The sequence below is a fragment of the Saccharibacillus sp. CPCC 101409 genome, assembly GCF_030518235.1.
GTDB lineage: Bacteria > Bacillota > Bacilli > Paenibacillales > Paenibacillaceae > Saccharibacillus.
The window spans coordinates 507,678-532,008 of sequence record NZ_JAULSA010000003.1 but is presented as its reverse complement, the minus strand read 5'-3'; the positions used below and the strand labels follow the sequence as shown (position 1 = coordinate 532,008).

Below are 24,331 nucleotides of genomic sequence, written 5' to 3'. Positions count from 1 at the left end.
GAAAGGAAAGCGCAAAAAAGCCGGCCCTGCCGCCCGTCGTTTGCGCGGGCGCGCCAGGACCGGCCGGACGGCGCGATGCCTTGTTTTTCACTGCATTTTGCTTCAGTTTCAGCTTCAGCGGCCCAGGTACGCTTCCAGCATCCAGGCGTCTTTCTCGACCGCGCTTTGCAGCCCGATCAGCAGGTCTTCGGTCGCTTTGTCGCCCAGCGCTCCGGCGATCTCGATCGCGTGCTCCAGCTCCGCGGCTTCGGCGCGAAAATCGCGGATCAGCGCATCGACCATCTGTTCGGCCGTTTCCCCGCCCGCCGCTTCGCTTACGCGCGTCAATTCCAGGTGCTCGCGCAGCGTAGCCGCCGGCGCTCCGCCGATGGTCAGCAGGCGTTCGGCCACTTCGTCCAGCCGCTCGGCCGCGGCGTTGTACAGCTCTTCGAATTTTACGTGCAGCGTGAAGAAGTGGGAGCCTTTGACGTACCAGTGGTAGTTGTGCAGCTTGGTGTACAGGACGGACCAGTCGGCGACCTGCTTATTCAGCGCGCGATGAAGCTCGGCGGCGGTATCGGTGTTTGCGTTTACGTTCGTATTTTCATGTGCGGTTTTCATTAGAGGTAACTCCCCTTTATTTTAAATTTAGACTTATTCTAAATCCTATTTAAATTATAGCATCTAGTTTTGGAAAAAGCGAGTGCCGGTGGGAAGTTTTTTACGGATTATTTTTGCGGGTTATGCTTGCGGGTCGGAGTTTGTCTTCCGCTTGCGAAGGCGCGCCCGGCGGTTGCTTGTTCACAATAACTGCCGATATACACTTATTTTCGCCCAATCGGACGAAATCGGCCGAATAACTGCACACGTACATCTATTTCCGCTCAAATCGTCTTTGAAGGCTTAAAAAACGAAAAATAGTTGTATCTGTGCGCTTATTTGATTTAACGGCGTGCCGGAAGACGAATTAAGTGTATGGAGGACGCTATTTGGGAGGACGGCTCTTCTACAAGACGGAACTGCGCCAAACTTGAAGCAAATCGAACATAGCGCGAAAAAAGCCGCCAACCCCTTTAAGGATTGGCGGCTTCACGTGTGAAAGTTTGCAGCGAAAGAACGCCGGTCGAAGCGTATTCTAGTAGCGCCTAGGCGCGGCTCCTTTCGCCAGCTCGGTAATATAGTCAAAGAAGCCCGTTCCGTTCACGTCGTAGACCAGCTGGACGGGGCGGCCTTCGGCCGTCTCCACCGTGCGGCCCTGACTCGGGCCGTCGGGGACGACCACGGCGTTGACCGTGCGGCGCTCGACCAGGTCCGGCTTGCCGAGGGAAGCGGTCGTCAGCACGTCCCACAGATAGTAGGTCGAGTTCGTTTCCATGTACACGAGCGGCGGGCAGAACGCGTAGCACTGGCCGAGGAAGTCGACGCCTTCGTAGCGGCGCTCCGACGCCCAGCGGTTGCGCACCGCCAGGGTCAGCGGCACTTTGTTGGTGCTTTCCAGCGCGACCAGGTCGATCTCGATGCCGCTGCGGAACACGCGGTCGGCCGCTTCCGGGTCCCAGAACACATTCCACTCCGCCGTTCCGTCGTGTTCCGGCTCCTGCACATTGCCCGCCTGGAACGTGCCGCCCATCCAGAACAGCCGCGCAATCTTCTCTTCGATCTCGGGCGCTTCGTCCAGCGCGCGCGCAAGATCGGTCAGCGGACCGGTAAACAGCAGCGTCGTTTGGCCTTCGGTGCTTTTGACCGTTTCGATCAAATGTCGATGCGCCGACAGCGCCGACAGCGGGGCCTCCATCGTGCCGGACTCGTTCAGCATCGGCACCGCGTCCACCAGGAACGAGTGCATGCGCCACTCGGCCGGGAACGGATTTTTGCCGCGGGAGTTGGACTTCGCCACTTCCACACGTTGTCCTTTGCCGAAACGGTCGATAATCTTGCGGCTCGCGTCCGTCGCCGGCTCCAGATAACCGTCGGCCGGAATCACCGATACGCCCGTGACTTCCACGTCTTCCATTTGCAGCAGCAGAAACAGCGAAACCAGATCGTCCACTCCGCCGTCATGATTGAAATAAACCGGTGTTTTCAAACTTTCCACTCCTTAAATCGATCAGTTTATCCATTGATAATGCCTACCCGTCACAACATTCTCATTATGCAGGGTGCAAGCGGGCGAGTAAAGACGATCGAAGAAAGAATCCCGGGCCGCGGCGAAAAAAATTCGCGGAAGCGCGGCCGACGACGCTCCGGCACACGGCTTTATGCCTTATGCCGGATGCGTATCGTCGCGCTGCGCTTCTCCGCCGCCTGCGGGAGCCCGTCCCGGCCAGAACGCCGCACGGCCTAGCAGCATCGTGATCGCCGGCACGAGGAACGGACGGACGATGAACGTATCGAGCAGCACGCCCAGCGCGGCGACGACGCCGAACTGCACCAGTACCTGAATCGGCAGCGTCGCCAGCACGGCGAACGTGCCCGCAAGAATGACTCCCGCCGAAGTAATCACCGTGCCCGTTTCCCCGACGCCTTCGCGAATCGCGTCTTTGAGCGGCAGACGGCGGCTTTTTGCCCAGATGCTCGAGATCATAAAAATATTGTAGTCTTCGCCCAGCGCCACCAGGAATACGAATGCGTACAGCGGAATCGCGCCCTGGATCGCTTCCTGGCCCATTACGCCGTGCAGAATCAGCCAGCCCAGCCCCAGCGCGGAAAAATACGACAGCACGACGGTCGCGATCAGGTAGATCGTGGCGACGATCGAGCGCAGGTAAAGCAGAAGCAGCAGCGCGATCAGCCCGATCACGACCGGGATTACGATGTCGGTATCGCGTTCGGTCGCGGTCCGGGTATCGGCCTGCGCCGCGGTCTGGCCGCCGATCCAGACTTTCTGCGGCGCGTCCGCCACTCCCGCGCCGTTCAGCGCCTGTTCCGTCGTCTCCCGCAGCTCGGCGATACGGTCCATCGCTTCGTTCGAATACGGATTGACGTTCAGCCGCACGCCGTACAGCTCGATATTCGGATTCTCGACTCCCTGCTGCGGCTGCTCGACTTCGTCCACGAAATCGAGCGCCGACAGCGACGAAGCAAGCTCCGTTTCTTTCCCTTCCGTATCCGCCATCACCTGGACGGGTGCCAGCTCGCCGGGCGAAAAGCCTTCCGCGATCGCGTCGAAGCCTTCGACCGACGGCATGTCGGACGGAAACGCGGACAGCAGATCGTACGTAAACCGAATCTGCGACGAAGCGGCGGCCAATCCGCCGAGCACGATCAGCGCGGCGATCACGACGGTCCAGGGCCGGGTCGTGACCAGCGTGCCGATCGCGCCGGTCTTCTTCGCGCGCCGCCGGACCGGCTTGCCTCTGCGCCGGGCGCGCGCGTCTTCCATCTCCGGCGTGCGCGGCACGAACGGGAAGAACGAGACGCGGCCGAAGATGGCGAGCAGCGCCGGAACCAGTGTCAAGCTGGCGATGCCCATTACCAGAATCGCCAAGCCGAACGGCACGGCGAAGCGGTGGTACGCGCCGTACTGCGCCAGCAGCAGCGTAAACAGCGACAGCACGACGGTCAGTCCGCTCATGGCGATCGCGCCGGACGATCCGGAGATCGCGTCTTTGAGCGCCGCGCGTTTGTCCCTGTGCTCCGTCAAAGCCTGCCTGAACCGCGTAATCAGGAACAGACAGTAATCGGTGCCCGCGCCGAACAGCAGCACCGTCATGATCGAGATCCCCTGCGAATCGGCCGTGATCCAGCCCCGGTCGGCCATTGTGCCGAGAATCGGGCTGACGACCAGATACGCGAAGCCGACGGCGACGATCGGAATCAGGGCCAGGATCGGCGAGCGGTAGATCAGCAGCAGGATCGCCAGCACCAACACTACGGTCGCGATCAGCAGCGACACGTCGGCGTTCTCGAACAGCTTGCCGCCGTCGATCGCGATGCCGACCGGCCCCGTCAGCCGGACGGACAGTTCGTCCGTTCCGGTCGGCGCGACGAACGGATCGCCGCCGCCCAGCAGCGAAGCCGCGCGCGTCTCAAGCTGCGCCGCGCTTTCTTTCAGCGCCTCGGTGTCGGCCGCCTCGCCGAACGTCAGCGGCAGCACCAGCGTACTGCCGTCTTCGGACAGCAGCGCCTGCCGCGCCGCTTCCGGCAGCCGGTCCAGCGGCAGTACGCCGGTCTGCTCCGGCAGCGGCTCCGCTTCGAGCGACTCCGTCAGCCGCGACAGCCCGTCCAGGTCGGCGGCGCCCAACCCTCCCGCGCGCTGCCAGACCAGCAGCGCCGTCTGCCCTTCTCCCGCGGGGAATTCCCGCTCGGACAAAGCCGCGGCCCGCACCGACGGATAGCCGCCGCCCAGATTGGCGGCGCCGTTGTCTTCCCGCTCGCCGACTCCCGGCCAGATCGTGTTGAGCAGCAGAGCCGCGGCGATCCATGCCGCCAGTACGACCCAGCGGCCGACCGGACCGGCCAACCTTCCGCTTATTCCGATTCTTTTTCTTCCGTTCATTTCCGCCTCCTGTTCGGCATCCCCCAATGCCTTTGTGTTGTTTTGTAATAATTCGGCGTTTCCGCCGGTATCTTCCGTATACGAATAGCTCCCGTTATGACTGGCCGGTCATTAATGAATATTATGACTCACCAGTCATTTTTGGTCAACCGAAAATATGCACGCTTGGTCAGCATTCCCGGCAAAAAAGAAAGGAGAAAGCAAAATGCTGACTTTTGGACCGCATTTTTGAGAGTAACCGACGTTTTTAGCGATTTCCCTTCCTAAATGTGTGCATTGGGTCAGCATTTTAGTCCATAAACCGGAGGTTTCCGAGAAATGCTGACCTGCCGTCAACATTTCTTTGCTCAAGGCGGAAACGCCCCGCATCGTTCCCGGCCGTCGGCCAATCCTTCTGTTCATTCAGCCGCCGGAAGTTCCCAAACTGTCCGAACCGCGCAGCAGCTCGTTCAGGTTCGCTCCGGCTTCTTCGCCGTAATAGAAGCGCAGATGGCCGGGCAGCACGGAAATATCGGCGGGCGTCTCCAGATAAATCTCCCCGTCCGTATCGATGCGTTTGGGCTCGTCGGTCTCGATGCGCAGATTCGAAGTCTGAATATACTCGATCACGCCGCCGCACGCCCGATAATCCGTCAGATCGCCTCCGTTGATCACCTGCCAGGCGAGCGTAAGGCCGGCTTCGCGCACAATCAGCACATCGAGCATGCCGTCCTGCAGCGCATTTTCCGCAAAAGGAAGCCTGGCCGTGCCGAGCGATCGGCCGTTCGCCGCCAGGATCATCACCGCTTCGCTCTCGACCGTTCCTTCGTCGTGCGTCAGCCGGAAGCGGAACGGCTCGGCCTGGCGCAGCGTCCGCAGGGTGCTTAGAAAGTAGCTGAGCTTGCCCATTTTGTCTTTCTGGTCGGAGTCGATATTTTCGGACGTATCCGTAATCAGCCCGATCCCGACGAAGTTGGTAAAAAAGCGTCCGTTGACCTTGCCGATGTCCGTCTCCAGCAGCCGCTGCGCCAGCACCGTTTCCGCCGCCCGGCCGATTTGCAGCGGAAGCCGCAGCGTTCTTGCAAAGTCGTTGCAGGTGCCGCCGGGCAGCACGGCGATATCAGGCCGACGCTCCGCCGCGGCCGCGCCGTTCACGCACTCGTGCACCGTGCCGTCGCCGCCCAGCAGCAGAAGCAGATCGCACTCTCCGCCCCGCTCCCGGCACACCTTTTCCCCGTCGCCCGGCTGCTCGGTCTGCACCAGTGTCAGCTCGCCCGCTTCGGCCGCCAGTGCTTCCACGGCGGCGCCCAGCTGTCCGGCTTTTTCTTTGCCGGCTTTGCGATTATATACAAGCATCGCTTTATTCCAACGCATCCTGTTCATCTCCCGTTTGGCCCGATTCCGAAGCAGGGCGGCCGCGACGCTTCGCCGCGCCGGCTCCCTGTTCCTTCATTACCCCGGACCCCGGCCGGCCTACGCTTGAAATAAAGAAGAAGCCGGCATTTCCGCCGGCTTCTTCCGCAGTCTATTCCTTTTCCGCCTTCGCATTCAGCCGTTCCCGTTCGAACAACCCCGCCTTCCGCTTCTTTATTCGCCGGAAGCATTAACGCGCCAGGCACCGGCTTCCGCTTCTTCGGGCGGCATCGGTCTTCCGTAGTAATAGCCCTGCATCAGCCGGCAGCCTTTGGACAGCAGGAATTCGGCTTGTTCGCGCGTTTCCACGCCTTCCGCCACCACTTCGAGATCGAGCAGCCGGGCGATGCCGATAATGCCGCTGATCAGCGCCTGTTTGGAGGCCAGATTGCTGCTTTTGACGAACGACTGGTCGATCTTCAGCGTATCGACCGGAATCTCGTCGAGCCGGCCGAGCGAGGAATGTCCCGTGCCGAAATCGTCCATCGACACATGCACGCCGAGCTTGCGCACCTGCTGAAGCTGGGACAGCGTGATGTCCATATTCTTCATCGCGATCGATTCCGTGATTTCGAGTTCCAGCATCGGGCCGGACAGCCCGCTGAAGCGCAGCGCGGAATCGACCATGTCGAACAGCGTCATGCTCTCGAATACGCGGTACGACATATTGACGGAGATGCAGACGCGGAATCTTCCTTCGTCGTGCCAGCGCTTGTTCTGCTTGCACACTTCGACCAGCATCCATCTCGTCATCTGTACGATCAGGCCCGTTTCTTCCGCGATCGGGATAAATTCGCCCGGCGAAACGATGCCTTTGGTCGGGTGCCGCCAGCGCAGCAGCGCTTCGAAGCCGGCTTCTCGGCCCGCCGCCGCGTCCCATTTGGGCTGATAGACGATAAAGAACTGCCTGTGTTCCAGCGCGAGCCGCAGATCTTTCTCCAGTTCCATTTTGCGGCTGAGCTGCCCGCCGATTCCGGCGTTGAAGAAAACGGTTTTGTCTTTGCCCGAGGACTTCGCCTGGTACATCGCCGCATCGGCCGCTTTCAGCAGCGCGGCGCGGTCGCGGCCGTGTTCCGGGAACAGGCTGATGCCCGCGCTTGCCGTTATGTAAAGTTCGTTGCCTTCGATCATATACGGATGGCTGATCTCGCCGAGCATCCGGTTCACCCGGTGCAGCAGCGCGGACGCGTCGTTTTCTTTGCCCAGCAGCAGGAATTCGTCTCCGTCCATCCGGAACAGCGCTTCGCCTTCGAACGTACGCGTTCGAATCCGCTGCGCGGCGTGCATGAGCAGGCGGTCGCCGAAGTCGCGCCCGAGCGTGTCGTTGATAACTTTGAAGCGGTCCAGATTGATCAGCACCATCGAACCCAACCGTTCTTCGCTCAGCCTCCGATCGGCTTCTTCCGGCAGCGCGTAGCGGTTGCGAAGACCGGTCAGCGGGTCTTTGTACACGATCTGCCGCAGCGCCCGCCGCTCGAACACCATGAAGATCCACGCGATCGCGAGAATCGCCGCCACCAGCGCGGACATCCCCGCCACGAAATAAGAAGACGGCAGCTCTTTGTAGCTGAGCGGTACGGCGGTCGAACGCACGGTGTCGATACTCAGCGCGCCGAGCGCGGCGTACTGCATCCCGAATAGGCCCGAGCCCAGAATCAGCGCGGCTACCGGCTTGGACAGGCCGAACCCCGACGGGCCGCCGAAGTTGCCGAACACGTACAGCGAGAAGTAGCACGCGACGAGCACGATCGCGACCGCGAATCCTCCGATTTCCGGATCGACGCGAACGAACAGCGAAGGCCGCAGCGCGTAAGTCCCCAGCAGGGTCATGACAGACAGGCCCAGGCCGAATACGACTCCGGACAGGCGGCTGCTCACCGGCTTCTGACGCTGGAACAGAGCAAGCATTATGTACGCGGACAGGCAGACGACGGCAATCGCGGCCAACGACCAGATCCGGTTGTATTCGAGCGTGAAGCGGCGATGATAAGAAACCAGACTCATAACATGGACCAGCCAGGCGCCCAGTCCAAGAACCAGCGACGCAGCGGCTCGGTTCAGCCGTTTCGCGGAATTTCGGTTGCCCGCTTTTCTTCCGGCCAGATCGAAGCCCAGATAAGCGGATACGAGCGCCGCCAGCAGCGACAAAATCACCAGTATGCCGTTCCAATTCTCCGTTAAACCTGTAGCGAGGACAGAGGTCATAAATCGGTACCCACTTTGCGTTATGATAGTTTTTCGACATTTCGCCGATGCTCTTGCTATAAGCAAGTAAACCTTTTTCTTAATTATATCGGATAAATACCTGAAATCCATCAGAACTATTTCAAAGTCGGAGAAAAAATTGACATATCCTATCGAAACGACAAAAGAACCGGCAGCATATGCCGGTTCCTCCATCTGTTCCCTGTCGGTTGCCTGCTTCTTTACCGTTGGATCGGCTTTGCAGGCTGTGCTTGGCGAAGCCGGTCCCGCCCGGGGGGTTACACGGCTTCTTCCGAGAATTGGCTGTTGTACAGATCCGCGTAGAAGCCGCCGGCTTCGAGCAGCTGTTCGTGCGTGCCCTGCTCGATCACTTCGCCGTGATCCATGACCAGAATCAGGTCGGCTCCCTTGATCGTGGAGAGACGATGCGCGATAACGAAGCTTGTCCGTCCCTGCATCAGCTCGCCCATCGCCTGCTGGATAAAGATCTCGGTCCGCGTATCGACGCTGCTTGTCGCTTCGTCCAGGATCAGGATGCGCGGATCGGCGAGCACGGCCCGCGCGATGGTCAGCAGCTGCTTCTGGCCCTGCGAAATATTCGACGCGTCTTCGTTGAGCACGGTATCGTAGCCTTCCGGCAGCGTGCGGATAAAATGGTCCGCCCTCGCCGCTTCGGCCGCGCGCACGATCTCGTCTTCGGCGGCGCCTTCGCGTCCGTAGGCGATATTCTCGCGGATCGTGCCGCCGAACAGCCACGTATCCTGGAGCACCATGCCGAACAGCGCTCTCAGCGGGTCCCGGTCGATCTCGCGGGTGTCCACGCCGTCGATCTTGATCGCGCCGCCGTTCAATTCGTAGAAGCGCATCAGCAGATTGATCAGCGTCGTCTTGCCGGCGCCGGTCGGCCCGACGATCGCGACGGTTTGTCCCGGCTGCACTTCGATATTCATATCCTTGATCAGCGGCTTGTCGGCCACGTATCCGAATTGAACGTGCTCGAATTTCACTTCGCCGCGGCCGGACAGGTGACGGTCCAGTTTGCGGTCCGGCGTTTGCTCTTCTTCGTCCAGCACTTCGAAGACCCGTTCCGCCGAAGCGATGGTGGACTGGATGATATTCGCGATATTCGCCGTCTGGGTGATCGGCTGGGAGAACTGTCTGGCGTACTGGATAAAGGCCAGGATATCGCCGATGCTGATGCGTCCGTTGGTCGCGAAGATCCCGCCGACGACGCAGATCAGCACGTAGCCGATATTGCCGATAAACGACATGAGCGGCATAATCAGCCCGGAGATAAACTGCGCTCTCCATCCGGCTTCGTACAGTTCTTTGTTATGGTTCTCAAACTGCTGCTGCGAGGCTTCTTCGCGTCCGTAAGCTTTGATGACGCGCTGGCCGTTGTACATTTCTTCGACGTGGCCGTTCAGGTCGCCGAGGTAGCGCTGCTGGCCGGCAAAATATTTCTGCGAGCGTTTGGCGACCAGAATCACGACTACGAGGCTGAACGGAATCGTCAGCACGGTAATCAGCGTCATCACCGGGCTGATCGTCAGCATCATCACGATAACGCCGACGATCGTCACGAGCGACGTAATGATCTGCGTCAAGCTCTGCTGGAGCGTATTGCTGATATTGTCCATATCGTTGGTCACGCGGCTGAGCACGTCGCCGTACGGATGGTTGTCGTAGTATTTCAGCGGCAGGCGGTCCAGCTTTTCTTTGACTTCTTTGCGCAGGCCGTACGAAGTACGCTGCGCGACGCCGGCCATAATGTACTGCTGCAGATAACCGAACAGCGCGCTGACCACGTACAATCCGGCGAGGATCATCACGATCTGCCAGATATACTGGAAATCGACCGCGGCGCCCGGCACGCCTTTCATCTTGGCGATCACGCCTTCGCTGAGCCGGGTGACCGCTTTGGCCATGACTTTCGGCCCGAGAATATTGAACACCGTGCTCAGGATCGCCGCAAGCAGCACCGCGAGCAGATGGAATTTATACGGGGCCAGATAGCCCGACAAACGCTTGAATGTCGCTTTGAAATTTTTGGGCTTGGCGCCCGGCATCATCATGCCTCCGGGACCGCCCATGCCGGGTCCGGGACCCGGGCCCCGGCGCGGAGCCGGGGCTTTGCTGTTGTTGTTTTCGCTCATTACAGAACCTCCTCTGCGCGCGCAGCGATCTCTTCTTCCGAGAGCTGCGAAGATACGATCTCGCGGTAGACTTCGCACGTGCGCATCAGTTCGCCATGACGGCCGATGCCGGCGACGCGGCCCTGATCGAGCACCACGATGCGGTCGGCGTCCATGACGGTGCTGACCCGCTGCGCGACCATCAGCACGGTGGACTCCCGCGTCTCGCTCTTGAGCGCGGCGCGCAGCCTGGCGTCGGTCTTGAAGTCGAGCGCGGAGAAGCTGTCGTCGAAAATGTAGATTTCCGGACGGCGCACCAGCGCTCTGGCGATCGACAGCCGCTGTTTCTGGCCGCCCGAAAGGTTCGATCCGCCCTGCGAAACCGGCGAAGCGTAGCCTTCTTCAAGCCCGTCGATAAACTCGGCGGCCTGCGCGATCCGCGCCGCTTCGCGCACTTCCGCGTCGGTCGCCGACGCTTTGCCGTAGCGGATATTTGCTTCCACGCTTCCGCTGAACAGCAGCGCTTTCTGCGGCACGTAGCCGATCTTGCCGCGCAGACTTTCCTGCGTGAGTTCGCGGATATCCACGCCGTCCACCAGCACCGCGCCCGACGAAACGTCGTAGAAGCGCGGGATCAGACTGACCAGCGTCGATTTGCCGGAGCCCGTTCCGCCGATCACCGCGGTCACTTCGCCGGGGCCGGCTTCGAACGAGATATGCTGGATCGCCGGCGCTTCCGCTCCTTCGTAGCTGAACGAAACGTCGCGGAACTCAAGCCGTCCTTGCCGGGCGACCGACCTCGGCGCGGTCGTATCTTCGATATCCGGCACCGCTTCGAGCACTTCGTTGATCCGGCCTGCCGAGACGGAAGCCCGCGGCACCATGACGAAGATGATGGAAACCATAATAAGGGAGAACAGAATCTGCATGGCGTACTGGATAAAGGCCATCAGGTTGCCCAGCTCCATCTGCCCCGCATCGATGCGGATGCTGCCGAACCAGACGATCGCGATCGTCGAGAAGTTCAGAATCAGCATCATGGCCGGCATCATCAGCGCCATCAGTTTGTTGACGCGGATCGCCGTGTCCGTCAGATCGCCGCTGGCCTGGTCGAAGCGTTCGCGTTCGCTGCGCTCGCGTCCGAACGCGCGGATAACCCGGATACCGGTCAGGTTCTCGCGCAGCACGAGGTTCAGCCGGTCGATCTTTTTCTGCATCGCTTTGAACAGCGGCAGCGCGCTGCGCCCGATCAGCAGGATCAGCAGCGCCAGCACCGGAATGACCACGACGAGCACCAGCGACAGCTTGGCGTCTTTGGATACGGCCATGATAATGCCGCCGATCATCATCATCGGCGCCATCGCCAGCATCCGCAGCATCATCGTCAGCACCTGCTGGATCTGCGTGATATCGTTGGTCGTGCGCGTAATCAGCGACGCCGTTCCGAATTTATCGAATTCTTTCAGCGTAAAAGCCTGTGCGTGCGAGAACACCCGGCTGCGCAGATCCCGGCCGAAGCCGAGCGATACTTTGGCGGACAGGTAACTTGCGACAATCGAGCAGATCATGCCGACCAGCGCCACGCCGAGCATGATTGCGCCGATGCGCCAGATGTACGGGATATCGCCTTTGGCAATCCCGTCGTCGACGATATCCGCCATCAGGGTCGGCAGATACAGCTCGGACAGCGACTGCATAAATACCATCAGCAGGACGAAGATCACGCCGATTTGGTAAGGCTTCAGCATGCGAAACAATTTCATCATAACGGTCTCTCTCCTTTATCGGACGCCGAGGCGTCGCTGTCTTGCTCCCCGTCCGGGTCCGGATTTTTATCCAGTTCGGCGAAGTAATCGTGCGTCCGGTTGAGCAGTTGGATCAGCTGCCGGGTATCGTTTTCGCCCAGATAATCCGTCAGTCCGCCGATCATCGACTCCATTTCCCGAATCACCGAATCGGTCACTCTCACGCCTTCGTCCGTCAGCGAGATCCTTACGGCGCGGCGGTCGGCCGGATCGGCCGTGCGCTCGACCAGTCCGTCGGATTCCAGTCCCTTGATCAGCTGCGTGACGGTCGGCGATTTGACGTCGAGTATGCGGCTGATCTCCGATACCATGATGCCCGGCTCGCCGTGGTCGACTTTGCGCCGCAGCACCATCAGCAGCATGCCTTCGCTCTGCTTGCGCCCCGCCATCGGACCGGAACGCTTTTTGCCGCCGTGGCGGAAGCGCCGGATCACGATCATCAGCTCGCGGGCAAGCGGACTCATTTTCGTTTCCAAGTCCTTCTCCCCCTTTCCTTCCTTACCTTTCATCGGCCAACCGAGATTCCATTTTAAGTAAAAAGAAAATATTTAGGTTGGCTAATATTTAGGTATGCAATCTATTAGCTACCTAATATTATCTCCGCGAACGATGAATGTCAACATTTACATGCGGAAACTTTGTCGAAGCTTCCACCGACTGCGCGAACACCGGCTATCGTAAAGCATGACGCCGCGTCAGCCGCAAGTTTTATTTTCGCAAGCAAGCACCAACAAGCGCAAATAAAAAGAAGATTCCTTCGGACCGCTCCGAAGAAATCTTCCGGTTTGCATTTAACTCATGCGGCTTTGGCCCGCAGCGTTACGGTGCCGCCCTCAGCGCATCCCCCACTCCTCCGGCAGCAGCGAACGGTACGGTTCCTGCAGGAAGCGGTCGTCGGCCAGGATCAGCACGCCGCGGTCGTCTTCGGTGCGGATCAGCCGGCCTCCGGCCTGCTGGACTTTGTTCATGCCGGGATAGACGTAGGCGTAGTTGAAACCGCTGCGGCCGTGTTCGTTGAAGTAGTCCCGGATAATATCGCGCTCCAGCCCGATCTGCGGCAGGCCGACGCCCACCACCGCCACGCCGGTCAGCCGGTCGCCCGCCAGGTCGATTCCTTCGGAGAACACGCCGCCCATGACCGCGAAGCCGACCAGCGTCCGCTCGCGGCCGGGCACGAAAGCGTCGAGGAACGCGGTCCGTTCGCTTTCCGACATGCCGGCGTCCTGGTTCAGAATCTCCACGTCCGCTCCCTCGATCCGGATCTCGAACGCCTGGCGGATTTCCTGCAAATACGCGTACGACGGGAAAAAGAACAGGTAGTTGCCGGGACGCTCCAGCACCGTTTCCGCCAGAGAGACGGCCAGGCTTTCCCGCGTGCGCTCCCGGTCGCGAAACCGGGTCGAGACGGGCAGGATACGCGTTTCGAGCTGCTCGGGACTGAACGGCGACGGAATGGACAGCGTGTAATCTTCCTCCGACGCGCCGAGCATTTCGCGGTAGAAGCCGAGCGGCGCGAGCGTAGCGGAAAAATAAACGGCCGAGCGGTAATTTTTCGACGCTTGGAGCAGAAGCTCGGACGGATCGAGGCAGAACATCTTCATCTTCACTTCGCTGCCGTCCGTTTCCACGTACGTTACGTACGGGTCGCCGTACAGCTTGCCGATGCGCAGGAACGTCTGGGCGGCGAAGTACGCTTCCAGCAGTTCTTCTTCGGACTCGCTCCCGTGCACCGTAATCAGGGCGTTCTCCGCCTGCTCGACGAATGGCTCCAGCAGCTTGAACATAACTTCCGGCGGCTCGCTGCCGACGAATTTGCCTTCTTCGCCCGCCTGCTTGCGCAGCAGGATCAGGTAGGCGTTGACCCGGTCGGCCGCGGCGCGCACCCCTTCGTGCACATTCTTGTATCCGCGCTTGATCGCCAGAAAAGCCGACTTGACCAGCTCCGCCGAGAACATTTCGCGCCCGCGCTCGACCAGGTTGTGCGCTTCGTCGACGAGCAGCGCCGACGAGTTCCGCTGTTCGTCGGACAAACGCTTGAACGCGATGCGCGGATCGAACACGTAGTTGTAGTCGCACACGACCACATCGGCCGCGTAAGCGGCGTCGAGCGAGAATTCGAACGGACAGACGGTATGCTTGCGCGCGTACGTCTCCAATACATCGCGCGTAATCAGCGTTTCGTGTTCGAACAGATCGAGCAGCGCGTCGTTGATCCGGTCGTAATAGCCGAGCGCGAACCGGCACTGGCCGCCGGCGCAGTCTTCTTCTTCCTTGAAGCAGACTTTGTCTTTGGCCGTGATCGTTACCGCGCTCAAGTAAGCGCCGCTGCGTTCCAGCAGCGCCAGCGCTTCTTCGGCGCCGGCGCGGGTGGTCGTCTTCGCGGTCAGGTAATACACGCGCCCGACCAGCCCTTCGCCGATCGCTTTGACGGCGGGAAACAGCGTCGAGATGGTCTTGCCCGTTCCCGTCGGCGCGCGGGCGAGCAGGTTTTTTTCTTCGCGGATCGTTTTGAATACCGCGCCGGCGAACAGCCTTTGTCCCTCGCGGTAGCGCCCGAACGGAAATCCGAGCTGCGAAGCGGCCAGATTGCGCTTCTCTTCGCGCCGCTTCAGCAGCAGCGCATAAGGAGCGTAGCGTTCGGCGACGTCTTCCACGAACGCGGTCAGCTCTTCGCGCGTCTGCACAACCTCGAACACGCTGCGCTCGCCGCCGGGTTTGTGCACGTAGGTCAGGCGCACGCCGATCCGCTCCAGCTCCGCTCCCCGCTCTTCGGCCAGCATGTACGCGTAGAACTTGGCCTGCGCCCAGTGCACGTCGTGTCCGCCGTCCAGCTGCTCCGGCAGTTCCGACGTCGATTTGATCTCGTCGATCGTATACAGCCCGCTTTCATCCAGCAGCAGCCCGTCGCAGCGGCCTTCGACCTGGATCGTCAGTTCGCCGCCCGCGCAGACCAGTTCCGTTTTCAAAAAGACTTCCTTGCGGTCGTTCTCCCCGTACTTCTCCTGCACCTCGCGGTGGATGCGCGTGCCTTCCTGCAGCGCGCTGCCAAAGCGCGTGCCGGATTGCAGGCTTCCGCCGCGGAACACGTACTCCACCAGCGGGCGGACGGAGGTGCGAACGGTGTAAGGCATATGTCTCTCCCTCCCCTTCCGCTTCTGTATCGATATTCGGCCGTAAAGCGGCGGCAGGGCCGACGCCCGGGCCGCGCCAATCGCCGCTTCGGCAATTCTTTCGTGACGAACGCGCGTCTTCGCGCGTCTACTCTATTATAGGGAAACGCCGCCGCGCAAAAAAGCGGCTCCCGCCGAAAGGCGAAAACCGCGGATGCCGCGCGCCGCCCCGAAAACGACTCGGCCGCGGCATTTATAGAACTCGGGAACGCTCGAAGGCGGCCGAAAAAGTTTGCGGATACGCTCTACGGCAGCACCCGTCTGGCCGATACATAATGGTCCTGCCAGTATTTCAGGTCGAGCGGAGACACGACGACGCCGTCTTTGCTCGCGCTGTTGTGCACCAGGTTGCCGTTGCCGTCGTAGATGCCCACATGGCCGATCACGCCGGGAATGCTGCTCCAGAAAAACAGCAGGTCGCCTTTTTGCCAGTCGTTCTTGTCCACGGCCGTGCCGATATCTTTCTGGTAAGCCGTGCCGAGCGGAAGCTGGACGCCTTCAAGCCCGAATACGTAGCTGGTAAAAGAAGAACAATCGAAAAGCACCGGCGCTACGTTCTTTCCGAAGCCGTAGTGGGTAATTCCTTGTAAAGAAAGCGCGTTGGCAATCACGCGGTCCGCCGCTCCCGGCGAGACCGTGCTTCCGTCCGGAAGCTGGGGAAGTACGGGCTGCGGCAGCAGGTCGCCGGTCGAAGGAACGGGCAGTACGGCCGGAACGGCCGGAGTCACGGTCGGCGGCACCTGTACAACCGGGACGGAACCGCCCGCGTATGTAACGTAACCGGTGGACACATAACCGCTCACGCCGCTGCCGTCGGCGATCTTGATCCACGAGGCATTCGTCAGTTCGACCACCGTAAACGATTCGCCGGCGGACAGCACGCGGTAAACGTCGCTGCCCGTCGTCGGCTCGGCGCGGAAATTCACGTTCTTCGTCACGACGCCGGTTCCGTCGGCCGGAGCGACTGCGGCCGCAGGGGCGGGCGTTTCCGAGACCGTCTTAACGGGAGATGCGGCGGGTGTCGAGGCGGCTGGCTTGGCCGAAGCCTGCGAAACCGAAGACGCCGGTTTGCTCGCGGAAGCCGCGGCGGGTTTGACGGCCGGCGTTTTGGTATCCGCAGCCGCTTTCGCATCGGTAACCGGTTTGGCGGCGGAAGCCGTTTGGGCTCCGGACGTCTTGGCGGTGTCGATAGGGGCGGCGGGCTTGCTGTACGTTACATAGGAAGAAGACACGTAGCCGGTCGTTCCGCCGACGGATACTTTGATCCAGGTCGAGCTCAGTTCGCTCAGCACTTCGAACTTGGTTCCCGGCTGGAGCGTGCGGTAGACGCTGCCTTCCGACGCCGACGGGGCCGATCGGAAATTGACGGGGCGGTCGACTTTGCCCGAAGCCGGGGTCGCGGCCGAGGCCGAGGATGCTTCTGCGATAGCAGGCACAGTCATTAATAGAGCGGATGCAGCGAACATGCTGAAGATCTTTCTTTTCATGATTGCCTCCTTAGGTAAAATACGATAAGCGCTTCCGAAAAAAACGGGACGGAAACGACGGGCCCTGCCGGTCCTGCTTGGAAAGTCACTATTCTAACGATATTTTATCTTCTATCGGCCGGAATCGCCAGCTTTTTGAGGAAATCAAGCAACGATTTTGACATCTTTTGCAGTCGGGAGCATAATAGCTAAGGATTCGGGCGCCGAAAAGGCGGTTCGAACATGATTTTCCCTTTTAAAAAACCCGCGGAGCCGGGAGAATTCACTTCTCTTTATTGTCGTTACAGCGAGACAAGTCACCGGATCTGCCGAATATTTTTCCGAGAAAAGGAGCTTTTACCGTGGAGTCGATTAAAAATTGGCGCGCTTGGCTGAGCCGTCCCTTTATTCTGTTTACGCTGATCCTGCTGGTCAAAGGCTATATCGCCTGGGGCCCGATCTTTGAAGATACGCCTCTCTGGGGGCCGCTGCTGACGGAAATCCCGTTCCTGTGGATCCTGTTCTGCCTGTTCGAATGGCTGGCGACCAAACGCAAACTGCTGTGGTATATGATTACGAATCTGCTTGTGACGGGGCTGTTTTTTACGGCGATCATCTACTTCAAATACTACGGCACGCTGGTCAACTATCATGCGCTGGACCAGACCAAGCAGGCCGTGGAGGTCAGCGACAGCGTCGTTTCGCTGCTCTCGCCGCAGTACCTGCTGATCTTCACCGACGTGATCGTGCTGAGCGTGTGGTTCTTTGTCAGCAAAAAAGCTCGCGTATGGCGGGCAAATGTGGCGCACAGCCGCATGAGCCGCCGCGCGCTGGGCAGCGTGCTCATCTTGTCCCTCGCGTTGTGCGTAATGAACGTATGGCCGAACCGCGCGAGCATGAACGAAGTGAAGCAGGCGGAGAAAATGGGCATCCTGAATTACGAAGCTTACACGCTGCTCACGGACCGAGAAGAAGAACCGGTTCCGCTCGACCAGATCACGCAGGCGAAGATCGACGGACTCAAAGGCATCGAAACGCCGGAGAATCCGGCTTACTTCGGCGCCGCCAAAGGCAAGAACCTGATTATCCTGCAGCTGGAGTCGCTCCAGAACTTCATGGTCGGGCTCAAAGTCGACGGCCAGGAAGTGACGCCGAACCTGAACAAGCTGGCCGCGGAAGGTTTGTATTTCCCGAACTTCTACCAGAGCGCGGGCCAGGGCAATACGTCCGACGCCGAGTTCACGGTGAATACGTCGTTTTATATCCCGCCGCGCCGGGCGTCCGTGATGGCTTACGGCGGCAAGGAGCTGCCGAGCCTGCCCAAGCTGCTGTCGGAGAACGGGTACCAGACCGCCACTTTCCATACGAACAAAGTCACCTTCTGGAACCGCAACGAATTGTACGCGGCGCTCGGCTTCGATAAATACTACGACCAGGATTTCTTCGGTACGGACGATGCGGTCTTCTTCGGCCCGTCCGACGAAACGCTGTATGCCAAAACGACGGACGAGCTGCAAAAGATGGACGAGTCCGATCAGCCGTTCTACGCGCAGATCATCTCGATGAGCTCGCACCATCCGTTCACCATTCCGGAGTCGAAGTATAAAATGACGCTGCCGGAACGCTACGAAGGCACGCTTGTGGGCGATTATATCCGCGCGCAGAACTATTCGGATTACTGCCTGGGCCTGCTGATCGACGAGCTCAAGGAAAAAGGGCTGTGGGACGACAGCGTCCTGATGCTGTACGGCGACCATCTCGGCCTGCCGATCCACTCGTTAAGCGAAGAAGATCTGGCGCTGATGCAGGAAATCTACGGACACGAGTACACGTACAGCGATATGCCGAATATTCCGTTTATGATTCTCGGCAAAGACATCAAGCAGCCGGAAGTCATGACGCAGCTCGGCGCCCAGGTGGACATCCTGCCGACGGCCGCCAATCTGCTCGGGGTATCGCTCGAGAACCATATCCACTTCGGCCAGGACCTGCTGAACCAGCAGGACAACATGGTTCCGGAACGCTACTACTGGCCGTCCGGATCCATGATCGCCGGCGACACATTATTCGTCCCGGGCACCGAATACGCGGACGGCACGTTCTACCCGCTCAAGAAAGGCGGCACTTCGACTTCCGGCGTAACGGAAGACCAGTACAACCGCATGCTGGAATTGTTCAACCTGTCCAGCAGCTACGTCCGCCAGCAGCCGGACCGGCCGGAAAGCGAAACGGCCGTGGAAGGCGAGGAGTAGGTTCGAAGCGAGTTCAGAGCAGGTTCGAAGCGAATTCGAAGCGAGTTCGAAGCAGGTTCGGAGCGAGTTCGGAGCAAGATTGAAGCCGGAAGAAGGCCGGAAGTTTCCCGATGGGGAAGCCTCCGGCCTTTTGTGTGCCGAAATGCAAAAATCCACTTTATCTTCGATCCGCGGGCCGTTTCGGGCGAATCAAGTGCGAGAATCCATTTTATTTTGTACAAATGGGCGGGAAAAGAGCGGAACCGGAAAATAAAATGGAGATTTGCATTTTATTTTCCCGGTGCAGCGAACCGACGACGAATAAAATGGATTTTGGAGCTTTATGCCGCCGGCGGAGCTCAGTCCAGCTCCGCCACGGTGAAGCGCAGGCAGGCGCCGCCTTCGGGCAGATTGCGCGCGGCGATGCCGCCGCCGTGCCGGTTCACGATGGTCCGGGCGATAAACAGCCCGAGGCCGGAGTGCCCGCTCCGGCTGCGGTCGCCGGAGCTGTAGGGGAGCGGCGCTCCGGCGGGAGCGGAGGCCGGCGGCTCTCCGGGGGCCGGGCCGCCGCTCTTGGAGACGGCGCCGTCGGACGCGCCGCCGGCGGGGATTGCGCCAGCCGCAGCGGCGGCGGGCGGGGCGGACCCCGAGGCCGCGCCCGGTCCCCCGGCGAGGCTCCCGCTGCCAGCGGAGCCGGAGCCGGGCGCATTGCCGCTGCCGGAAGCGCCGCGTCCGGCAGAACCCGCGCCGCGGACGAAGTCGCCGGCGGCTCTTGCCGCATCTTCGCGATAGAACTTCTCGAAGATGCGGCCTCCCCCGGCCTCCGCGAAGCCGGGGCCGCTGTCGCGCACTTCGAATTCGGCCTCGCCCGGCCGGATTCGAAGCGAAAGCGCGACGCTGCCGCCCTCCGGCGCGTAGCGGAGGGCGTTGCTCACCAGGTTGTCCAGCACCCGGTTGATCCGGTGCTGGTCGAGCCGCAGCGGGCCGCGCTCGCGCTCGGCCCGCAGATCGCGCGCTTCCAGCGCGAAGGTCACGCCGCGCTGGCGGCACAGAAAAGCGTACTCCCGCCCTTTGGCGCGGACGGCCGCTTCAAGATCGACCGGCTCCGGACTCAGCGTGAAGTCCGGACGCTCCACCCGCGCGGCTTCGGACAGGTCCTCCGTCAGCCGGATACACCGCCGCGCCGCGCCCAGGATCGTCGCGGCGTAGCGTTCCGCCCGCTCCGGACGCCGGCCGGCGTCCTCCAGCATGACCTCGGCGTGGCCGAGGATCACGCTGAGCGGCGTGCCCAGATCGTGGGCGACCGCCGCCGTCAGATCGCGGCGCTCGCGCTCCAGTTCCCATTCGCGCCGCAGCGATTCTTGCAGCGCTTCGCGCATCTGCTCGAACGCCGCCAGCAGCTGGTTCAGCTCGCGCACGCCGGTGCCGCCGCTCTCGAGCGAGAAGTCCAGATCGTGCTCGCGGATCTGCTCGGCGGCCGCGATCAGCCGGTCGAACGGTTCTTCCAGCCTGCGGCTGAGGCGGCGTCCTTCCAGATACGTGAACAGATACAGATAGCCGAACGGAGCGGCCGCCATCAATAGGCCGCCCAGTCCGATGACCAGGCCGAACGCCGGATTGGCGGAAGCCACCGTCAGCTTGTAGCGCAGCGCCAGCGCGCCGGCGAAGCTCCCGTCCGGTCCGGTCAGCGGCTCGTACCGGATATAGAAGCCGTCCGAAGAGACATGCGTATTCAGCCGGCGCAGAAGATCGGCCGCGTCCCGCACTTCGGCGTCTCCGGACGCTTCGAACGAGCCGTAGACCGTCCGTCCCGACGAGTCGATAATCTGATACCCCATCCCTTCGAGCGGGATCATGTCTTCCACTGCGCCGCGCGAAACCGGCGAAAGCGGATCGTCCAGCCGCCGCACCCGTTCGGCGATCTGCGGAATCCGGCTCTCGTAATAGTTCGCGGGCCGCAGCGAGCCCCAGAGATAGAACGCCGTCAGCGCGAGCGCCCAGGTCAGCAGCGCGGCCAGCGCGCTCAGCAGCAGCGTGCGGTGAAACGACCGCCCGATCAGCGCTTTGAGCGCGCGTTCCCTCGGCGGCTTTCCGGCCCGGCGGCCCAATATCCCCGCCGCCGGGATCTTTTCGCCGCTTTCTTCCGGCCGCGCGCCGTCCGGCCCGTCCGGACCGGCTGCTTTTCCATCGCTTCCCCGGACTTGTTCCCCGCTTTCCCCACCCCGCTTCAAATCCGCCATTTGTATCCGACTCCCCATACGGTCTCGATCGCGTTCAGCGACGGATCGGCCGCGTTCAGCTTCGCCCGGATCTTTTTGATATGCTCCGTGACCGTCGCCGAATCGCCGTCCGCTTCCAGGCCCCAGATCCGCTCGTAAATATCTTCCCGGCCCAGCACCCGCGACGGATGCAGCGCCAGCAGCAGCAGGATATCGAACTCCCGCGCCGTGAGCGCAACCGGCACGCCGCCGGCCGTCAATTCCCGCCCCTGCGCGTCGATCGACAGGCTGCCGAAGCGCAGATAGCGGTCCGCCGCCGCGCGATCCCTTTTTTCCCGGCGCAGATGCGCGTAGATCCGGGTCTTGAACTCGCGCAGGCCGAACGGCTTGACCAGATAGTCGTCCCCGCCCGCCAGCAGCCCGCGCACCCGGTCTTCTTCGGTCCGGCGGGCGCTGACGAACAGGATGGGGCACACCGCGCTCTCGCGGATTCTCTCGCACAGCTCGTATCCGTCCATGCCGGGCATCATCACGTCGAGCACGACCAGCCCCGGCTTGCGGGGTAGCAGCGCCAGCGCTTCCTCGCCGCTGTACGCGCACAGCACCTCGTAACCTTCGTCTTCCAGCGCATCGCGCATAAACGCCACAATATCCCGCTCGTCGTCCACCAGCAGCACTGTATCGGCCATGGGCCGCGCCTCCTTTTTCGCCCGATTCGCGTTACTGCGTCCACTCTCTGCGTCTCCAGCTCAACGTCCCTATTATAACGCAGCCGGCCAGCAGCGCGCAGACAATCCAGCCGAGCGAAACGTCGCTTCCGCCGTCCCCTCCGAGGAAATGGAAGATCGAATCGGACACCGACAGCAGAAAAGCCAGCCGGTCCGACACATAGATGCCGCCCACGACGACGCCCAGGATGCCGATATAAGCCAGCACGGGATTGGGCACGATTCTCGCCACGATTCCGCCGACCCCGATCAGCGCCAGAAAAATGCAGAACGCGACCGCGTAGAAGCCGAGCGTGAACAGCAGCGCCCCGCCGCTTCCGACCGTGCCCGCGCCCATCAGCGTCGTTCGATCGGCATGCGGCATCGCGATCCGGCCGAACGCCGTCCCGATCCCCCAGGTCAGCAGTGTCAACGTCCCGACCAGCATGCCCTGCACCAGCCACTTCGCCAGAAACAACCGGCTTCGGGAAGCCGGACGGATCAGCACCAGACGCAGCGCGCCCGAGGAGACGTCTCCGCCGAAACTGTCCGCCGCCAGCATCGGGATGACGACAAAGTTCATCAGCAGCGCCAGTTCCCGCAGCAGAAAAGGCGCCGCATTGAGCGAATCCAGCGGCACGCTGCGCCCCGGATCGTAGAAGCTCGTATTCGTCATCGTCAGGAATATACAGTCCAGCAGCACGAAGATCAGATAGACGGCCGCGACGAACCCGGTTCGTTTTCGCTTGAACACCCGCTGACCTTCGCTTTTGAGCAAACTGCCCATACTCACATTCGTCTTCATTCTTCCCGCCGCTCCTTCGCGATTACTCAAAATTGTCCCTCCTTTTCCATACGCCGAACGTCAGCAGCCCGAACAGCGATCCGTAACCGGCGATCACGCCCAGATTCCAGACCAGCACGTCGTAGCGCTTCCCCAGCATCGCCGCGATGCCTTCCCACTCGATCATCAGCAGCGACAGAAAATGAATGCGGATAAACGTGTCCGGGTCAAGCAGCGGCCGAAAGTACGTCAGCACCGTCGGCAGCGCGTAGGACAGCAGCAGAAAGCCGATGCCCACGCCCAGCGTTACCGTGGACGAACGGCCGACCGCCGCGATCCACAGCAGCACGGTCAGCATCGCGGCCAGCACGAGCGCGGCCAGGCCGTAATATTTCAGATCGTACAGCAGTCCGCCGGCGTACGTGACATCGCCCGCGTCGAAGAACAGCGGGTACGTCTCCGGGTTCGGAAAAAACATCCGGCCCGCCGCCAGCGTGCACAGCAGATACAGACCGAGCTGGATCAGCATAAACGTCAGACATACCGTCCACTTGGCCGCCATCGTCCGGGTCAGCGGCGCGGCGCGCAGCATGCTCATGCGCAGCCGTCCGCCCCGGTACTCTTCCGTCACCGAAAGCCCGGCCAGCACGAGCATCATCCCGCTGAATGCGGTAATCAGCATTTCGGACAGCGCCAGCACCGGCACATTGCCCGCCGTCGCATATTCCGGAAGTGTCGGATCGAGCACGGCGTTCTGCGACAGCAGATACTTGGCCGACACCAGCGCCAGCAGCGGCGCGGACAGCGCCATCAGGCGGACCGCGCCGCTTTTCCACAGCCGGTGCCATTCCGCCGCGACCAGCCGCCGGAAGCCGACTCCGCTACCGGCCGCCGCTTTTCCGCGCTTCGGCCGTTTTTTTTCGTTCGCGCCGCTCATCGCTCCATCATCTCCACGAAAGCTTCTTCCAGACTTTCGCGCCCGCCGATCATCGCTTCCCGGCTGCCTTCGAACACCCGCTCGCCTTCGCGGATCACGACGATGCGGTCGCAGATCTTCTGGAGCTCGTCCAGCAGATGGCTGGAGACGAGCACCGTTTTGCCCAGTTCGTTCTTGAGGCGGAGAATCAGCTCGCGCAGCTCGCGGATGCCCATCGGATCGAGGCCGTTGGCCGGCTCGTCGAGAATCAGCAGCTCGGGATCTCCGAGCAGCGCCTGCGCGATGCCGAGCCGCTGCTTCATGCCGAGCGAATACGTTTTGACCTTTTCGTCCGCGCGCTTGTCCATCCGCACGATCTCCAGCACTTCGCGCACGCGCTGCCGCCGGGCCTGCCGGTTCTCAAGATCCGGATGCAGCAGCGCCAGATTGTACAGATTGTCGCGCCCCGTCATATAAGGGAAAAAGATCGGGGATTCCACAATCGCGCCGACGTGCAGCACAGCCGATTCCCGCTCCTTCGCCACGCTGTGCCCGCCGATCGTCACGTCTCCGGCACTCGGCCGGATCAGGCCGGTCATGACGCGGATCAGCGTCGTTTTGCCCGCTCCGTTGGGACCGAGCAGCCCGCAGATCTCGCCGTGCCCTATCGTAAAAGATACATTGTTCAGCAGCGCTCTGCGCCGCACTTTCTTCGTGACGCCGCCGATCTCCACCAGCGGACGCCCCGCCTCGGGAGCGGCCGGAACGCTTCCGTTTGTTCCTTGTTCTTTTTCCATCTTATCGTTCGCCTCTCTTTCGCTTTC

General features: G+C 61.2%; 17 protein-coding genes. 1 reads left to right on the top strand and 16 read right to left on the bottom strand.

Annotation, left to right across the window (positions count from 1 at the left end; all coding sequences use genetic code 11):
• Nucleotides 1-114 precede the first annotated feature (114 nt).
• The 11 genes from QWJ34_RS10120 to QWJ34_RS10070 all read right to left on the bottom strand — a co-directional run bounded on the left by QWJ34_RS10120 (nt 115) and on the right by QWJ34_RS10070 (nt 16,671).
• On the bottom strand, nt 115-600 hold the full coding sequence (locus QWJ34_RS10120; protein WP_302727450.1) for a Dps family protein: 486 nt from the start codon (nt 598-600) through the stop codon (nt 115-117).
• Between the two features lie 514 nt (nt 601-1,114).
• A complete protein-coding gene (locus QWJ34_RS10115; protein WP_302727449.1) occupies nt 1,115-2,065 on the bottom strand; it encodes a nucleoside hydrolase in 951 nt (316 codons plus the stop codon).
• Nucleotides 2,066-2,242: 177 nt separating this feature from the next.
• Nucleotides 2,243-4,477, bottom strand: coding sequence for an MMPL family transporter (locus QWJ34_RS10110; RefSeq protein WP_302727448.1), 2,235 nt, complete (start codon nt 4,475-4,477; stop codon nt 2,243-2,245).
• A 135-nt stretch (nt 4,478-4,612) separates the two neighbouring features.
• On the bottom strand, nt 4,613-4,828 hold the full coding sequence (locus QWJ34_RS10105; RefSeq protein ID WP_302727447.1) for a hypothetical protein: 216 nt from the start codon (nt 4,826-4,828) through the stop codon (nt 4,613-4,615).
• Between the two features lie 51 nt (nt 4,829-4,879).
• Nucleotides 4,880-5,830, bottom strand: a complete 951-nt coding sequence (locus QWJ34_RS10100) for a diacylglycerol/lipid kinase family protein (protein ID WP_302727446.1) — start codon at nt 5,828-5,830, stop codon at nt 4,880-4,882.
• A gap of 213 nt (nt 5,831-6,043) precedes the next feature.
• Nucleotides 6,044-8,074, bottom strand: a complete 2,031-nt coding sequence (locus QWJ34_RS10095; RefSeq protein ID WP_302727445.1) for a putative bifunctional diguanylate cyclase/phosphodiesterase — start codon at nt 8,072-8,074, stop codon at nt 6,044-6,046.
• 278 nt (nt 8,075-8,352) lie between these two features.
• Nucleotides 8,353-10,230, bottom strand: coding sequence for an ABC transporter ATP-binding protein (locus QWJ34_RS10090; protein ID WP_302727444.1), 1,878 nt, complete (start codon nt 10,228-10,230; stop codon nt 8,353-8,355).
• The gene (locus QWJ34_RS10085) at nt 10,230-11,975 is read right to left on the bottom strand and encodes an ABC transporter ATP-binding protein (protein ID WP_302727443.1); all 1,746 of its coding nucleotides are present in this window, start codon (nt 11,973-11,975) and stop codon (nt 10,230-10,232) included. The genes QWJ34_RS10090 and QWJ34_RS10085 overlap by 1 nt, the downstream gene beginning before the upstream one ends.
• Nucleotides 11,972-12,490 carry a MarR family winged helix-turn-helix transcriptional regulator gene (locus tag QWJ34_RS10080; RefSeq protein ID WP_302727442.1) on the bottom strand — a complete coding sequence of 173 codons (519 nt, stop codon included), beginning with the start codon at nt 12,488-12,490 and terminating at the stop codon, nt 11,972-11,974. The genes QWJ34_RS10085 and QWJ34_RS10080 overlap by 4 nt, the downstream gene beginning before the upstream one ends.
• A 357-nt stretch (nt 12,491-12,847) precedes the next feature.
• A complete protein-coding gene (locus tag QWJ34_RS10075; protein ID WP_302727441.1) occupies nt 12,848-15,145 on the bottom strand; it encodes a helicase C-terminal domain-containing protein in 2,298 nt (765 codons plus the stop codon).
• 284 nt (nt 15,146-15,429) lie between these two features.
• Nucleotides 15,430-16,671 carry a C40 family peptidase gene (locus tag QWJ34_RS10070; protein WP_302727440.1) on the bottom strand — a complete coding sequence of 414 codons (1,242 nt, stop codon included), beginning with the start codon at nt 16,669-16,671 and terminating at the stop codon, nt 15,430-15,432.
• Nucleotides 16,672-17,012: 341 nt separating this feature from the next.
• Here QWJ34_RS10070 and QWJ34_RS10065 point away from each other — a divergent pair, with 341 nt between their 5' ends.
• Nucleotides 17,013-18,902: an LTA synthase family protein gene (locus QWJ34_RS10065; RefSeq protein ID WP_302727438.1), complete on the top strand. Its 1,890-nt coding sequence runs from the start codon at nt 17,013-17,015 to the stop codon at nt 18,900-18,902.
• Nucleotides 18,903-19,240: 338 nt separating this feature from the next.
• On the opposite strand, the gene QWJ34_RS10060 is transcribed toward QWJ34_RS10065, so the two are convergent.
• Genes QWJ34_RS10060 through QWJ34_RS10040 form a run of 5 tightly spaced genes read right to left on the bottom strand, consistent with a single transcriptional unit; the run spans nt 19,241 to nt 24,304 of the window.
• The gene (locus QWJ34_RS10060) at nt 19,241-21,121 is read right to left on the bottom strand and encodes a sensor histidine kinase (RefSeq protein WP_302727437.1); all 1,881 of its coding nucleotides are present in this window, start codon (nt 21,119-21,121) and stop codon (nt 19,241-19,243) included.
• Nucleotides 21,109-21,789: a response regulator transcription factor gene (locus tag QWJ34_RS10055; protein WP_302727436.1), complete on the bottom strand. Its 681-nt coding sequence runs from the start codon at nt 21,787-21,789 to the stop codon at nt 21,109-21,111. The genes QWJ34_RS10060 and QWJ34_RS10055 overlap by 13 nt, the downstream gene beginning before the upstream one ends.
• A 31-nt stretch (nt 21,790-21,820) precedes the next feature.
• Entirely contained in the window at nt 21,821-22,642 is an 822-nt protein-coding gene (locus tag QWJ34_RS10050; protein ID WP_302727435.1) for an ABC transporter permease, read from the bottom strand.
• Nucleotides 22,635-23,528, bottom strand: a complete 894-nt coding sequence (locus tag QWJ34_RS10045; protein ID WP_302727434.1) for a hypothetical protein — start codon at nt 23,526-23,528, stop codon at nt 22,635-22,637. The genes QWJ34_RS10050 and QWJ34_RS10045 overlap by 8 nt, the downstream gene beginning before the upstream one ends.
• Nucleotides 23,525-24,304, bottom strand: coding sequence for an ABC transporter ATP-binding protein (locus QWJ34_RS10040; protein ID WP_302727433.1), 780 nt, complete (start codon nt 24,302-24,304; stop codon nt 23,525-23,527). The genes QWJ34_RS10045 and QWJ34_RS10040 overlap by 4 nt, the downstream gene beginning before the upstream one ends.
• Nucleotides 24,305-24,331: the final 27 nt, after the last annotated feature.

What these genes read in the sequence shown, in the direction of transcription:
- QWJ34_RS10085 (WP_302727443.1), bottom strand. Translation starts at nt 11,975, where the DNA reads ATGATGAAATTGTTTCGCATGCTGAAGCCTTACCAAATCGGCGTGATC.
- QWJ34_RS10090 (WP_302727444.1), bottom strand. Translation starts at nt 10,230, where the DNA reads ATGAGCGAAAACAACAACAGCAAAGCCCCGGCTCCGCGCCGGGGCCCG.
- QWJ34_RS10075 (WP_302727441.1), bottom strand. Translation starts at nt 15,145, where the DNA reads ATGCCTTACACCGTTCGCACCTCCGTCCGCCCGCTGGTGGAGTACGTG.
- QWJ34_RS10070 (WP_302727440.1), bottom strand. Translation starts at nt 16,671, where the DNA reads ATGAAAAGAAAGATCTTCAGCATGTTCGCTGCATCCGCTCTATTAATG.
- QWJ34_RS10110 (WP_302727448.1), bottom strand. Translation starts at nt 4,477, where the DNA reads ATGAACGGAAGAAAAAGAATCGGAATAAGCGGAAGGTTGGCCGGTCCG.
- QWJ34_RS10060 (WP_302727437.1), bottom strand. Translation starts at nt 21,121, where the DNA reads ATGGCGGATTTGAAGCGGGGTGGGGAAAGCGGGGAACAAGTCCGGGGA.
- QWJ34_RS10095 (WP_302727445.1), bottom strand. Translation starts at nt 8,074, where the DNA reads ATGACCTCTGTCCTCGCTACAGGTTTAACGGAGAATTGGAACGGCATA.
- QWJ34_RS10045 (WP_302727434.1), bottom strand. Translation starts at nt 23,528, where the DNA reads ATGAGCGGCGCGAACGAAAAAAAACGGCCGAAGCGCGGAAAAGCGGCG.
- QWJ34_RS10055 (WP_302727436.1), bottom strand. Translation starts at nt 21,789, where the DNA reads ATGGCCGATACAGTGCTGCTGGTGGACGACGAGCGGGATATTGTGGCG.
- QWJ34_RS10120 (WP_302727450.1), bottom strand. Translation starts at nt 600, where the DNA reads ATGAAAACCGCACATGAAAATACGAACGTAAACGCAAACACCGATACC.
- QWJ34_RS10100 (WP_302727446.1), bottom strand. Translation starts at nt 5,830, where the DNA reads ATGCGTTGGAATAAAGCGATGCTTGTATATAATCGCAAAGCCGGCAAA.
- QWJ34_RS10040 (WP_302727433.1), bottom strand. Translation starts at nt 24,304, where the DNA reads ATGGAAAAAGAACAAGGAACAAACGGAAGCGTTCCGGCCGCTCCCGAG.